General features: G+C 58.2%; 8 protein-coding genes and 1 pseudogene. 3 read left to right on the plus strand and 6 right to left on the minus strand.

The window, feature by feature from the left end:
* Nucleotides 1-25 precede the first annotated feature (25 nt).
* Both AC1DJO_RS25270 and AC1DJO_RS25275 read left to right on the plus strand, forming a co-directional pair.
* On the plus strand, nucleotides 26-2,143 hold the full coding sequence (locus tag AC1DJO_RS25270) for a PAS domain-containing sensor histidine kinase (protein ID WP_112445542.1): 2,118 nt from the start codon (nucleotides 26-28) through the stop codon (nucleotides 2,141-2,143).
* Between the two features lie 151 nt (nucleotides 2,144-2,294).
* Nucleotides 2,295-5,036, plus strand: coding sequence for an ATP-binding protein (locus AC1DJO_RS25275; RefSeq protein ID WP_477973509.1), 2,742 nt, complete (start codon nucleotides 2,295-2,297; stop codon nucleotides 5,034-5,036).
* Between the two features lie 56 nt (nucleotides 5,037-5,092).
* On the opposite strand, the gene AC1DJO_RS25280 is transcribed toward AC1DJO_RS25275, so the two are convergent.
* The 5 genes and pseudogenes from AC1DJO_RS25280 to AC1DJO_RS25300 form a co-directional block, all read right to left on the minus strand.
* On the minus strand, nucleotides 5,093-6,307 hold the full coding sequence (locus AC1DJO_RS25280) for an MFS transporter (protein WP_112445672.1): 1,215 nt from the start codon (nucleotides 6,305-6,307) through the stop codon (nucleotides 5,093-5,095).
* Nucleotides 6,308-6,688: 381 nt separating this feature from the next.
* Nucleotides 6,689-7,609, minus strand: a complete 921-nt coding sequence (locus AC1DJO_RS25285; RefSeq protein ID WP_112445546.1) for an XdhC family protein — start codon at nucleotides 7,607-7,609, stop codon at nucleotides 6,689-6,691.
* Between the two features lie 78 nt (nucleotides 7,610-7,687).
* A complete protein-coding gene (locus AC1DJO_RS25290) occupies nucleotides 7,688-8,980 on the minus strand; it encodes a cytochrome c (RefSeq protein WP_112445548.1) in 1,293 nt (430 codons plus the stop codon).
* Nucleotides 8,981-9,489: 509 nt separating this feature from the next.
* Nucleotides 9,490-12,671: pseudogene (locus tag AC1DJO_RS25295) on the minus strand (efflux RND transporter permease subunit).
* Nucleotides 12,668-13,786: an efflux RND transporter periplasmic adaptor subunit gene (locus AC1DJO_RS25300; protein WP_477973559.1), complete on the minus strand. Its 1,119-nt coding sequence runs from the start codon at nucleotides 13,784-13,786 to the stop codon at nucleotides 12,668-12,670. The pseudogene AC1DJO_RS25295 and the gene AC1DJO_RS25300 overlap by 4 nt, the downstream one beginning before the upstream one ends.
* 310 nt (nucleotides 13,787-14,096) lie before the next feature.
* Here AC1DJO_RS25300 and AC1DJO_RS25305 point away from each other — a divergent pair, with 310 nt between their 5' ends.
* Nucleotides 14,097-14,342 carry a DUF2188 domain-containing protein gene (locus tag AC1DJO_RS25305; protein ID WP_112445550.1) on the plus strand — a complete coding sequence of 82 codons (246 nt, stop codon included), beginning with the start codon at nucleotides 14,097-14,099 and terminating at the stop codon, nucleotides 14,340-14,342.
* A 90-nt stretch (nucleotides 14,343-14,432) separates the two neighbouring features.
* Here AC1DJO_RS25305 and AC1DJO_RS25310 read toward each other — a convergent pair whose 3' ends face one another.
* Nucleotides 14,433-14,966, minus strand: a complete 534-nt coding sequence (locus AC1DJO_RS25310) for a heme-binding protein (protein ID WP_113470985.1) — start codon at nucleotides 14,964-14,966, stop codon at nucleotides 14,433-14,435.
* Nucleotides 14,967-15,029 lie beyond the last annotated feature (63 nt).

Genomic DNA, 15,029 nt, shown 5'->3' on the forward strand with positions numbered 1-15,029 from the left:
AGACGAAATCGATCGCCCTGTTTTTGTGATCGCACTGATCTTTTCGGTCAGCAGGGCTGCGTTTCGCCTGTTCCAGGAAGCCGGTGCGAAAATTTTCGTGTCGCCCTCTGCTCACCGGGACAAGATGACAGGCGACTGCCTCAAAGCACCGTCCAGCGCCGTGCGCGATGGATTAGGGGGAGAAGCGATGTCGAGCATCCGGAAGCCATTCGCACCATCCCGTCGCTTCGGTGTGTCAAATGGGATCGGCACTTCGATCCGTTACTTAACGTTGCAGTCGCAGGCGGTTCGCGGCTTCCGAGTTCTTGCTGTCGTGCCTGTAATTCTGGCTGGCTTGTTTTTGGAGGCGCGGCGCGGCACTCTTTCGATACCTCTCAATTACGGCTGGTTCGCCTCATACAATACTGCTGTAGCGGCGGCGATCGCCCTCGCCGCGGCAACCGTTATCATGCTTCGCAAACGCCGGCGCGGTACGCCTGCCCCGTTCATTGATCCCATTGAATACCGTCAGGAACTTGCCGATGCCTTACCGCACGTCTTGTGGGGCACTGGCGCTGACGGGCGGTGCGAGTTTCTCAACGAACGATATACCGAGACATTTGGAATTCCCCGTCTCGAGGCTATTCGGGATGAAAGCTGGGCTGATCCGATACATCCTGCTGATCGCCCCAAGATGTATCAGGCTTGGCGCGGTGCACTTGAAAACGGGAACTCGAATTACTCGGCCCACGCACGTGTGCGTATGAACGACGGGTCTTACCGATGGATGGAATCCGTAGGCCGGTCTGTGAGGTCCCCGGAATCCGGAGAAATCGTGAGGTGGTTTGGCAGTTTGGTGGACGTCCAAAGCCAAGTGGAAGACCGCGAGACAATTTCGAGGCTGCAGTTTGATCTCCAGACCATCACAGACGAATCCGCGAGATCGCTCGCCCGCGCCGACGAGCGTGTGGAAGCGATCTTTGAACCGAGAGAGACAACGTGGGTCGAGTATGACTTAACGACCGTACAGTCGATGTCTGACGAGCTGAGAGCGAACGGCGTGATCGATGTCAGCAGTTATATTGCCGCCAATCCGTCTCTGGCCAGCTATCTGAGGGAGACCCTCCAGGTCCGCCGTGCTAGCGAACGCGCTTTTGAAATCTTCGGCCACGAAGGCACTCCCGATACGTTTCTTAGATGGATGAGAACCGACGGCGTTCGCAGACTCGATGTCGAAATCGCCGTACTCGCCGCTTTGGTTCGCCGCGTATCGTCAACATGCGGAATAACGGAACTGGTCAACGCCGATGGCGAAGGACGTTCATATCCATTTTCGCTCTGGATTACCGACGATGGCGTTGCGAGGGTGTCGTTCTTCGACGCCCAGTGCTTCGACGATCGCACTGAAAGGGGAGAGAAAGCTCGGGAAGAACTCGCCAAGGCGTACCGTATTGCATGCGCGTCCGCGCTATCAACATCGCTGGTTCATGAAATGAGCCAGCCAATCACAGCGCTCTCGCTTGATTTGGCGACAGCCAGCAGGCTTGTAGCGACGGGTTCAGACAGCCTGGCGGCCGTCACGAAGTTGATGGATCGACTTCGCTGGAATGCCCAGCGGCTTACTGACATAGGATTGAGAACGCGCGACAGCCTAAAACCCAGTCGATTAAACCATCAGCTCGTAGATATCGTGGAACTGGCCGAGCGGTCACGCGAACTCGTTCTTAGCCCACTTGACCGGACCGATGCCGTTATAACGATAGCCGCCGACGCTGATCTTTCGACAATCGAGGCCGATCCAGTCGCTTTGCAGCAAGTTATCTGCGCCCTCCTCCTCAACGCTTTGGAGTCGGGCGGCTCGACCGTGCAGCCCCCCGTTATCTCGGTGAAGATTTCCCGATCGTCCTCAGCGCCGGAGCTGAGCATTTCGGTGTCGGATCGCGGCTCCGGAGTGCGTGAAGAGCACTTGGCACTCGCATTCGATCCGTTCTTTTCGACAAGACCTAATCGATTGGGTTTCGGCTTGACGGTATGCCAGAGCGTAGTCGAGGGTTTTGGCGGAACGCTGACCCTCAACAACAGAAGCGGCGGTGGAGCGGTCGCGGCGTTTTCTATTCCCTTATTCGACGCAGGAGCGCGCCCGGTCTCATCGTCGATTGTTTGAGAATGGCGCTCGAATCAGGTCACCCTATTCAGAAGTATATCCGGAGTTCGATTTGGCGTGACTTTCCGATCCAACGTCGGCGTTGCTTTAAATGCTAACAGATGTGATATCCGTCTGAGGGGTCAGTTCCGACGGGGTCTGTGGTTCGACGATGGCTGTTATTAAGTTCGGTACTTTTGAACTCGATCTGGTCAACAAAAAGCTGACAGAGTCGGGCAGACCGTATCAGCTCGGAAAAAAGGCGCTCGAACTCCTTATAGCTCTCGCCAGTAACGCTGGCGAAATCGTCTCCAAGGAAGAGCTGCTGAAAGCGGCTTGGCCCACGACAACGGTCGACGAGGGAGCCTTACGCGTCCACCTGATGACACTCAGGAAGGCTCTCGGCGAGTACAGCGAACAGCGGTATATCGAAAATATTGCGGGACGAGGCTATGTCTTCGTCGCCCCTGTGGAGTCTTCAGTCTCCAGCTCGGACCCCGAGTTGGTTCCAGTCCCAGAGAGCAATTTGCCCCGCTTTACCACTCGGCTGATTGGGCGCGAGGAATTCATAGCGACCAGTGTGGCCGCCCTCGGAATGACGAGATTGCTGACGATAGCCGGCGCGGGCGGAATAGGCAAAACCGCTGTCGCTCTGGAACTGGCCTCGCGTGTCCAGCACTCGAGACGGGTCGTCTTCGTCGATTTGGCGGTATTGCAGGACGGCCGTTTGCTGATGCCAACGTTGGCGTCGCTGCTTGGATTGGTACTTTATACGAATGACTACAGGCAAGCGGTCATCAACTCCCTTCAAGAGAGTGACATCCTTTTCCTGTTGGACAATTGCGAGCATCTGATTGAGACCGTCGCTGTCGAAGTGGATCAAATTCTTCGAGCGACCGCACGGGTGGCGATTCTAGCGACGAGCCGGGAGCCATTGAGGGTGGCGGGCGAGCGTGTAAGGCAGTTGCCCTCCCTACCCGTCCCCGACGTCGGGACTTCTGTGAATGACCTCCTTTCTGTTCCCTCCGTGGAATTGTTCGCGGAGTCAGTCAGGCTTGCATCCGACATCGACGATTTTCGAGACGAAGAGAGCCTGCATGCGGCGGCTGCAATAGTCCGAAGCCTTGATGGCATCCCGTTGGCGATCGAACTGGCGGCGTCTCGGGTAAGCAGTCTCGGCCTGAAAAGCGTTCTCGGCTCACTAGATGATCCGCTTTCGATTTTGCGGAGGGGACGCCGTACCGCTCCCCCGCGACAGCAGACACTAAGAGCCACCTTGGACTGGAGTTACAACAGCCTCAATATGGACGAAAGGGAACTCTTCGCGGCCACTGCGGTTTTTCCCGGCACCTTCTCGGAGCAGGCCGCAGAGTTCTTGATGCGCGGAAGGCTTCCCGGTGAGATGTTCGACAAGGCCTTCGACGGCCTTCTTCTGAAATCCCTCATTGCCGTCTCAAGCGGCGACGGCCGATTTCGCCTTCTGGATACGACCAAAGGCTATGCGTTGGAGAAACTCGTGGCCGGTGATTTCGAGGTGGCTACTCGACGTTCGCACGCCCAGTACTGCCGTGATGAGCTTTTGAGGGCGGAATTCGATTGGCGCGGCCTTTCGACAGGCGAGTGGCTCAGACGCTATGCCACACTGATCAACGATCTGCGCGCTGCAGTCGAGTGGTCGAACTCGCCTCAAGGCGACTTTGATCTCGTGGTGGAGCTTATAGCGATCTCCGACACGATCTGGGTGCAGCTCGGCGCAATGAACGAGCAGTTCGGCGCTGTGGAAGCCGCTATCGAGCGCCTTCCTTTAACGCGGCACTCCGGGACCGACGTGGAACTTCAACTGAGGATCGCCAGGGGGAGCGCCATGTACCATATCGGAGGCTTTCGGAGCGACGAGGAGGCAAGCTCCGAGTTTGAAAAGGCTGCGGTGATAGCCGAGCGGCTCGGCAACCCAAGTCGCATCATGCGTGCGTACGGCGGCATGGCCTCCGTCGCAAGCTCTAAGGGCAAATACCTACATTCGATTTCGATTGCGAGCGATCTGCAAAACCGGTTTCCCGGGGCGCTCAGCTACAGCCGGCTACTTGAGCACAATTACCTGTTTCACGGAGATCTGAAATCATCGCGGGAACAGGCGGATATTTCGCTGTTCGAGGCCAGTCGCGCGGTTCGCACGACGCAGAACTACGGCACAGGTTACGATCAGGGAACGATAGCAAGGTCTGTGATCACGATGATAGATTTCCTTGAAGGGAAAGTGGATCGTAGTTTCTCCGGTATCAACGAACTAATGGCAGACAGCGAACGGCTGGGCCATTCGATCTCGACCTGCCTCATGTTGTGCTTGAGTGCGATACCGATCGCGTACCTCGCAGGTCAGACCGAGAAAGCGAGGTCGAGTCTGAGTACGGCCAAGCGGATCGCCGCAAAGGACATGCTGGTCAGATGGCAGGAGTGGATCGATGGGTACGATCTGGTCGTACCGGAGGAAACCCAGACTGAAGAAATGCAGACGAAACTGCAGCACGCGCTGTTGGACGGCGTTGGCATGCGGCTTGAATACATGACGGTACTTGCCGGATGCAGGGCTTCTCAAGCCGCCGTAGAACAAGCGCTATCCGGAGACGCCGGATGGTGCCGGCCGGAGCTACTCCGTCTCAAAGCAGTGTCGATGATAAAGCGGGACCGTGCCCAAGCCCGGGCAATCCTTGCTGAAGCGATCGACCTCGCCCGCTCCATGGGTGCGGTGATATGGGAACTACGTTGCGCTATCTGCCTCGTCCACCTTGCTACTCCCGCCGAAATCAGCTCGGCATTGCACGAGCTGGAGTCTGCTTCGGAAAAGCTCGATTGCAGCCTCTCCATTCCCGACATCAATGTGGCGCGAGCGCTTCTGGCGGAGCGAAGCCTGTAGGGCTGCCGCTTGCTACGCCTTCTCGCATTACGGATCTTACGTCGAAACCGTCGAGCTTAGCTGGCGTGCGACGCCCGCGGAGAAACCGCTCGTGCCGTGAAACCGTAGAGCAGCACGATGCTGATCGCTTCCGCCACTGCGGCAGCAATGCCGAGATCCGCGACCTGCCCGTGCGAGACGACCACCGAGCCGATAGCGCTGCCAAGGGAGAAGCCGCAATACATGGACGAGGTGTTGAGAGAAAGCACGATTGGTGCCGAGGCCCGTCCGCCAATTTGGATCAGGTGTGACATCTGCGCTGGGTGGAAGCCGAATACGGCCACGCCCCAAACGGCGATGGAGACCACGATGGGAATGACCGCTTGGTTCGGTGTAAGCCAGAACGCCGTGAAGGAAAGTAGCAGGAATACGCCGGTCAAAAGCGACAGGCTGCCTCCCATCACAGTCCTCGCGCCCAACTTGTCGCTAAGTGCTCCGCCGCTAAAGTTGCCGATGGCCGCGCACACGCCCCACAGACAAATTATCAGGCTGGTGCCTTCGGGCCCAAAGTTTGCGACAGAACGGAGGTAGGGCGCGATGTAGGTCCACACGATGTAAGCTCCGACCGCCCAGAACAACGTAATCGCCAAGCCGACCAGGATCGGAGGGCGTTTCGCCACCGCCACCCTGGCCGAAAGGCTAGGAACCTCAACTCCCGTTCCCGCCGACTTGTCGAGCCCGAAGAAGAGACCCAGAACAGCTATCAGGGCGAGGATACCGACACCGAGGAACGTCACGCGCCATCCGAGCGCATTTCCCAACAGCGATCCGATTGGCAATCCCAACGCGATGGCGATCGTCATACCGCCGTTGATGATGGCAAGTGATCTACCTCGCTTCTCCGGCGCGACCAACACGCTGATCAGCGCGTTTGCACTTGGGGTGTAGAGACCAGCCGCTAGAGCAAGAAACACGCGGGCGGCGAGAATGCCCCAGTACCCGCTCGACTGCCAAGCCATCAGATTCCCCAACGCGAAAAATGCCATCGTGGCGATCAAAAGGCGACGCCGGTCAACTCGTCCGAAAAGCGTGGTCAGGATTGGCGAACTGAACGCGAGTGTCAGTGTAAAGACGGTGACGAGCGTTCCAAGGGTGGCGATCGAAAGTTGGAGGTCCGCGGCCATGTCCGGCAGTAGAGGAACGATCATGAACCCTTCCGTCCCGATCGCGAACGTGCCGAGTGCCATTATCCAAGCCGGCGCAAGATTGTGATTCTGGATGTCCGCGGCCATGGCGATCTCCATATTAGTGGTTCGGTTTTAATACGGCTGAAAATTTAGCTCCGCAGAGCTGCACGGCATCCTTGAGATCGGTAAAGGTCTCTCATCCCCAAGGACTACAAGGGATTTCCATAGCAACGACCTTCAGAGATACGATCGCATCGCCCAGGCCCATCATATTGTCCGATCCTGCGCTTACCACTTGAGCCGATCAGCGCCCGTCTTGGCTTCTTCATCTTGAGATGTGAGGAGAGCGAAACTGATGGCGCTTGGCCTGTCAGGACCGACGATCAACATTGAGAGTGAGGCTCATCACCTGCTATTGGAGCAGCGCCAGTGACCTATCGAGGGTCGTCAAATTCTGAGACTGTCTGTTGCACATGCTCGCAACGCTCATTCCAACACAATCGCAGCAATGTCGGCGACCACCGAAAGGGCCAGCGATTTCGCATCCCGAGCTTTGCCGAAGATGCCGATAGGCGCTTTGATCCGCGCTATATCGTCGTTGCCGTAGCCCAATTCGAGCAAGTGTTTCCGTCGCCTGTCGTGCGTGCGCATGCTCCCCAGTGCGCCGATGTAAAACGCTGGCGACTCAAGGGCAGCTTCGAGCGCGGGCAGCTCCGCATCCAAATCATGGTTTAGAAGGACCATTGCCGTGAACCTGTCGAAGGAGATGTCAGCGAGGAGCCGCTCACCGAATTTTCCGGACAGAACCACTTCGTATCCGGCGGCTTGCGCGACACGTGCTACGGCGTCGACTTCGAGCTCGTTGCCCGAAATCACGATCTTGTTACGAGGTCGATAGACCCTCATGAATTCATCCGACTGCCAACCCGTTATCACTGGAGGGTGACAGATCAGAGCCTTCGATTTCGGGCTGTACAAAAGCGCTGCTTCCCGCCGCAGTCCCACGATATCCAAGACCCGGTCGAACGGCTCTACGTTCCTGACAATATGTATCGATAGCCGAATGCCGCCGCCGCAGGGCAGGACGATATCGAAAAAAGGGGAGCCTTCTCCAAGCAGAGGAAATCGATCGTGCCCTGCCTTCAGAGCATCGATCGCCTCGGCCGCGACCGCCGGCTCTGTGCACCCACCGGATACGAAACCGCAGTAGAGGCCATCGATCCGGACACTCATTTGCGCGCCAAGCGGTCGCGCAGCACCTCCCCTTATGTCTACCAGCGTCACGAGCGCGACTGGGATGCCCGCCGAAAACGCGTCACGGGCATGGCGCAAGATTTCCAAGGGATCATCCGTGATGAACTGGCTTCGTGGCCCGCCTATTTCGACTATATGACTATGCGGCTTCATTGAAACGGCCTGTTTTGTTTCTTGTTACGAAAGCGGTCAAAGCACTAACAGCGCGGGCCGATCTCGATCGCATGTTGATCACCGTGCCTCCGAAACCTGCTCCGGGGTGACGGTTCCCTTTCGCCCGCTGAAGTGCTCGACGACGAAATTCGCCAAGGCGGCCACATCTTCATCCGTGTAAATTTTTGCGAAGGCCGGCATGGTTTTCCCCGGAGCGGCCTCGTGGTCCGAGGACCCCTGAAGCACGACCCTAACCACGTTGCTGGCTGTGGGATCGCTAAGGGCGTGACCGCCGACGATCGCGGCCCGCTGATTGAACTGCCCCTCTCCATTCCAGCCATGACAGCTCGCGCAGGCTCCAGCATAGATTTGCTTGCCGGATCGCGTGTTGGATGAGACCTCCGTTGATCTTGCGGTCAACTCCTCGTCGTTACGCCGGACGGATTTGAGGTCGGGATCTCCCGAGACCGCGGGTACCGTCCGGAGGTACGCCACGATGGCATCGATGTCGGATTTAGGTAGCTTGCTCAAGCTCAGGTCAATCGCCTCGCGCATCGGACCTGCTGCCACACCATGATCCTTGGCATGTCCTGCCGACAGCATTTGTGCGATCTGCTCGTCGCTCCAGTTTCCAAGGCCGTGATCCTTGTCGGAAGTGATGTTCCAGGCCTTCCAGCCGTTGACATCACCGCCAGAGAGGGCCACCCCCTGCTTTCTCTGGAACATCAGGCCGCGTGGGGTATGGCATTCACCACAGTGAGCCAGCGCCTCGACGAGATACGCACCCTCGTTCCAAATCTTGTCTTTACCAGTATCCGGTTCGAACTGTTCGCGCGGGAGAAAGAGCAGTTTCCACCCACGCATCAGCGGCCTTTGATTGAACGGGAATGCTAGCTCATTCGCCGGCGCGGGCTCGGCTACCGGAACGACAGTAGTCAGATAGGCCTTGATGGCGAGAATATCGTCGGTCGAGAGAAGTGCATAGGAGGTGTAAGGGAAAGCGGGATAGAGATCCTCGCCGTGCTTCCCTACACCTGACCGCATAGCCCGAACGAACTCGGAGTCGCTCCAATTGCCAATACCAGCGTTAGCGTCAGGCGTGATGTTTGGCGAGTAGATCGTCCCGAACGGCAACTTGAACGCCAAGCCGCCCGCGAAAGGCTTTCCTCCTTTAGTCGTGTGACATGCGGCACAATCCGCAGCGACGGTCAAATACTCCCCACGAGTGAGGAGTTCGGGTCCTGCCAGCTGCGCCGTGCTGGCCTCGACCTCCGGAAGTCCGTGGGGCCAGAATAAAAAACAGGACACGCCCACAAGGCCGACGGCCACGATGGAACAGATACCGATGATATATTTCCGCCAGCGCACCATGGGCAGCCTTCCTTCTCGATCCCGACTTTTTCGACGCGACATTCGCATCAGCAGATTTCCTCAGCGCGGATGTGCTCGGCTACCGACCGAGGCTGACCAACGCTTGAACTCCTAGAGGATCTGAATTGAGTGTGGCAGGATTGCATAATCCTGCACTTTTGCAGTTGCCGCCGCAGGCTCCATTTGTCAGCCTCGACCGTAGTTGCGGTGCCACGAAAATGGCGATCCCTGCTCGGTCTGGGAGGGGGGCCAGGAGCAGGGATCGCAAAGTCGCAGCCATGGCGGATGGTCTACGACTGGAAGGCGATTGAGACACCTTCGAGGAGAGGAGGTCGATGGTTGAGGAGGAGGTCGACCGTGTTTCCTCGCCTGAATGTATAAGGCCTCAAGAAGGGCATCAATTCTTGCAAGATTCGATTTTCAGCGGAGGTTTTTTGTATCATCTCTCCCTGTACGGGGATTTCTTGCGAAGAAACGGCGACCACACAGTCGTCGTTTCTTCAAATTGCTTAATTCGAGAGCTGCCCAGTAACGATCTCCATTTCGGTCTTTGTTGCCAGCTGCGGTTTGTAACGTGACCGCAGAAGGACAAAGAACACTGGGGTTAGAAACAAACCAAAGAAAGTCACACCCAGCATTCCCGAAAACACGGCAGTACCGAGCGACTGCCGCAATTCCGCCCCCGGCCCCTCGGCGACCATCAGAGGCACGACGCCCAGGATAAACGCAAAGGCGGTCATTAGGATCGGTCGCAGCCGCAGCCTGCTCGCGGTTATCGCTGCCTCGACGGCCTCGCCCCCTCGTCCTGTGCCTGCCTCGCGAACTCGACGATCAGGATCGCGTTCTTGGCGGCAAGACCGATCAGCACGATCAGCCCGATCTGGACCAGGATGTTGTTGTCCAGTCCGCGCAAATGCACGCCGATAAGCGCAGCGAGGATCGCCAACGGCACGATGAGGATGATCGCCAACGGCAAAGTCCAGCTTTCATATTGGGCGGCCAAGGCCAGGAAGACAAAGACCACCGACAGGATGAAGATGTATGTCGCCGTGTTCCCGGTGTTCCGCTCCTGATAGGCTAGTTCGGTCCAATCGAAGCTCGTTCCGGGCGGCAGAATCTTGCTCGCGACTTGCTCCATCGCGTCAAGCGCGCTTCCTGTCGAGACGCCTGGGGCGGCGCGACCCTGGATCGGAACCGACACATACATGTTGTACCGCTGTACGAGAGAAGGGCCTGTCGTGTCCTTGATGTCGACCAGGGTGCCCATGGGAACGAGGGCCCCGGTTGCCGATCGCACCTTGAGGGCCAAGATGTCGTCCCTCTCCATACGCTGGCTTTGCTCGGCCTGTGCCCGAACTTGATATACTCGGCCGTAGGCGTTGAAATCGTTGACGTACGAGGTTCCGAGATTGATAGACAATGCCTCGAAGATATTCGGGATGGGAACGTTCAGCGAGCGCGCCTTGTCCCGGTCGATGTCGAGGAAGTATTGAGGACTCGACGCGGTAAAGGTCGTGAAAACACCGGCCAGTCCCTTCGTCTTGCTAGCCGCTCCCATGATTTCGTAGGCGAGCGGCAGTAGGCGCTTCATATCCGAGTTGTCGAGGTCCTTGATCTGCATCTTGAACCCGCCGGAGTTTCCTACCCCGCGCACGGGAGGCGGGGGAATGGCGATAATGAACGCCTCTTCAATCGACTGGAGATTGGCGTAAAGCTGGCCGATCAGCTTTTCGGCGGACTGTCCCTTCTCGAGTCGCTCCTCGAACGGGTCGAAGGTAGCAAAGATAAGCCCCTGGTTCGAAGCGTTGGTGAACGTCGCGCCGCTGAAGCCCGCAAAGGAGGCGGTATGGGCGATACCAGGCATCTTGTTGATCAGTGCCGAAGCGCGTTTGACGACGTCGTCCGTGCGGCTTAGGGACGCGCCGTCCGGAAGCTGGACCACCACAAGTGCGTACTCCTGGTCCATTGTCGGGATGAACCCGCGCGGCACGATCTGAGTCATGTAGTAAGTGCCGCCGATCAGCGCGAGGAACGCGACGGTGGAAATGGTTAGCGCCGCCCGGCTCTGAACCATTCTACGGACGACCCAGGAATACCCGGCGCTTAGCCGATCGAATCCGCCGTTGAACCTGTCGGCCGCCCATTGGCCGGAACGGGCGAGAATGCCCGTAGATTTTCCATGTTCGTGGGGGCGTGGCACGATCGCCGCCAAGGCGGGGGAAAGCGTGAGCGAGTTCAGGGCGGAGATAGCCGTCGCAACCGAAATCGTGACTGCGAACTGCCTGTAGAATTGTCCCGTGATGCCCGGGATAAACGCTGTCGGAACAAAAACGGCTATGAGGACCAAAGAAATCGCGATGACGGCGGTACCGACTTCGTCCATCGTCACATGCGCCGCCTCGCCTGGAGTGAGGCCATTCCTGAGGTCTCGCTCGACGTTCTCGACTACTACGATGGCATCGTCCACCACGATGCCAATGGCGAGAACCAGCCCGAAAAGCGAGAGCATGTTGAGCGATATCCCGAAGGCTAGCAAAAACGCGAGCGTGCCGATAAGCGATACGGGAATGGCTACGATCGGGATGAGGGCCGTGCGCCAGGATTGCAGGAATACCAAAACCACTATGGCGACAAGGACTGCCGCCTCGAATATGGTTTTGTAGACCTCATCGATAGACGCGGAAATGAACTTCGTGGGGTCATAGGCGATCCTGTACTCGAGCCCCGGAGGGAAGTTCTTCGCCTCCGTGTCCATGATCTTCCTGACCGCCGCCGCCGCCTCGAGGGCGTTCGTACCAGGACGGGTGTAGATACCCAGCCCGACGGCCGGTATGCCGTCGAGATAACTGTTCGTGACGTAGTTCTTGGCACTGAGTTCAATGCGGGCGACGTCCTGGAGCTGTACTAGGCGGCCGGTGTCCGTCGACTTGACGATGACATATCGGAATTGTTTGGCGTCGCTAAAGCGACCTTCTGTCCGCACCGTATATTCGAACGCGTTCGTGCCGGCGGCCGGAGGGCTACCGATGGAGCCGCCGGAGACTTGGACGTTCTGGTCACGCAATGCTTGCACCACATCGCCCGACGTCATCCCGTACGCTGAAAGCTTTTCCGGATCGAGCCAGATGCGGAGAGAGTATTCCCGCTCACCAAAGAGTATGACGTCCCCTACCCCGGCTAGCCGCACGACCTGGTCGCGAATACGGTTACGGCCAAAATTGGAAATGTAGAGCTGGTCATAGCGGCTGTCCGGGGAAAGCAGATGGACAACCATCATGATGTCCGGCGAGCTCTTCACAGTTGTCACGCCGAGGCGGCGGACTTCCTCGGGAAGCCGCGGCTCCGCGATGGCGACTCGGTTTTGGACGAGCACCTGCGCCTTGTCGAGGTCCGTGCCGAGCTTGAAGGTCACGGTGATCGACATAGCGCCGTCGGCACTCGAGTTGGACGACATGTAGAGCATGTCCTCGACGCCGTTGATCTCCTGCTCGATCGGCGTCGCGACGGTATCCGCCACAGTCTGAGAATCCGCGCCGGGGTAGGACGTGCGCACCACGATCGTCGGGGGCGCGATCTCCGGATACTGGGCGACCGGAAGATTGAAATAGGATATCCCGCCAACAATAAGCAAGACGATGGAAAGGACTGACGCGAAAATCGGCCGCCTGATGAAGAAGTGAGAGAACCTCATTTCATCCCTCCCGCAACAGGGGCTTCCTGCGGAAGTTCCGTCATTTTCGGTGTCACTTGCTTCCCGGGACGAGCTCGCATCAGGCCGTTGACAACGATCGTTTCGTCGCCTTTGAGACCCTGGCGGATCACCCGGTCCCCGTAGAGCTTAGGCCCTGTACGGACGGCCTTGGTGGTGACGGTTCCATCTTCGCCGACGACAAAGACGACCCGCTGGTTCTGGTCGGCCGAAAGCGCTTCGTCCGGCACAAGAACAGCGGTGTAGGCTTTCGACGCTCCCACCTCGACCCTACCGAAAAGGCCCGGCTGGAGCACGAGGTCGGGGTTCGGGAAGCGGGCGCGGACGCGCATCGTGCCGGACTGGCTGTCGACCTTGTTCTCCGAGAAGTTCAGCTTCCCGTGAAAAGGCTTCGACGCGCCATCCGCGATCGTCACAGTTACGTCGAGGCCACCTCCGCCCTCCTGCAGGGACTTGCCGTTTTCACGGGCGAGCGCGGCGTAGGACAGAAGCCGACGCTCGTCGACATCGAAGTAGAAGTCGATCGGATCCAAAGAGACGATCGTCGTAAGCTCGGTCTGGTCGGCTTGGACCAGATTTCCGGGCGAGATCATGTGCCTGTCAATCCGTCCGCTCAGCGGCGCTGTGATCTGCGTGTAACCGAGGTCCAATTGGGCGCGGTCGACGGTCGCCTTGGCTCCTCGAACGTTGGCTTGTGCCGAAATCCACTCACGCCGGCGGTCATCCAGTATCGAAATCGATTGGCTGCCGCTGGTGGAAAGCGCTTCGGCTCGGTGAAACTGGGCCTCCGCATAGGTCAAAGTGGATTTCGCTACCTCGAGCGCCGAGGTCGCTTCTTCGAGAGCGGTCTCGGAAGGCCTTTGATCGATCACGAAAAGAGGGTCACCGCTTTTGACGAGCGCGCCGTCCGTAAACTGGACTTTGTCCAGGTATCCCCCGACCCTCGCTCGGACAACGACTTCCTCTACAGCCTGGAATCTGCCAATGAAATCGTCCTGATCCGTAACCATTCGAACCACTGGCTTCGCGACCGTCACCGGGGGCGGACCGGACATATCCTGTCCAAACGTTGCCGTCGCAGTACAGACTGCCGCCATAGTCGCAAAGATTATTGAGTGAGCGTATTTCCGCTTTTTGGCGGGCAAGTTGGGCTTCATCGCAGGACCCTTGTCTCTCGAGGCATTACCAGGGAGACAGTTTGTCCGGGACGATTGATCGGATATTGTACCTTACGGCCGTCGATCGGTAGCGCTTGCCCGTCGACACTCTCGAGGTGGCACGCGCGAATTGGACAATCCGGCAATGCCACCGTCGCTGTAAGTTGAAGCTCCGCGGAGAAAGCGTACACGCGGGACTCACGCAAGTCTTATAGCCGCGCTTGCCGCGCGCACTGTACCAGGAGCAACTTTGTTGAAAATCACTTATCACGTTGGCCAACATGATGGCGGCTATGCCTATCGTTTAGACAATGTTTGGTCCGAGCCTTTTCCGACCCATCATCAGGCACTAGAGGCCGCCAAGATCGCTGCGGAGCGACAGCATCTCGAAGGCCGCGATGCTGAAATCAGCTACCAGACCGCGGACGGCATTTGGCGGCACGAGCACGCTCTCGGCGGCGACAGGCCGGAGACCGTGGTCGTTGACGACGGCTGAGCCGCCATTGACGTTGACAGCCCGCCGAGCATCGCTCGACGGGCTGGCTCAGTCAGTTTGATTCAACATTGAAGCGCGAAGACCTGACGATCACTCGTCGAAGGCCGCGGCTCCAGCTTTGGCAACCGCCTCATCCTGATCCTTGTTTCCGCCACTCACGCCGATCGCACCGACAACCTTGCCGTCCAACTTGAGCGGAATACCGCCCTGCATAACTACATAACCCGACGACAGTAGAGCCGCACGGCCACCGTTCGCCGCGTTTTCCAGGTTTCCCGTGCTCTGCCAGAATGCGGCTGCCGTCTCGGCCTTGGCCTGAGCGATCTTCGCACTTGCCGGGAAGGCTCCGTCCATACGTTCGGCTGCGACGACAGCGCCCGAGTTGTCGACGACGAAAACGCTCGAGGACGGCCCCTTCCGAGCTTCAACGATCGCGGCCGAGATGACTTTTTGCGCGGTGGCGACGTCGAGACCGGTGGTCGACTTTGCCGATTGGGCGTCAGCCTGAGAGGCGCAAGCCAAAGCCAGGCTCAACGATCCAGCGAGAAACCCTCCGACCCGTCGTGGCTTTGACAGGTCTGTTGGGTTTAGTGTGCCGAGGTAATTTTTCACAGAAAACTCCATGTTTAATCCGAGGGCGTAGTTAGCCCTCAAGTGCGCTTCACCGTAACTTTTGCCCCTGTGGTG

It is taken from the genome of Rhizobium sp. 05N430, from assembly GCF_056396985.1.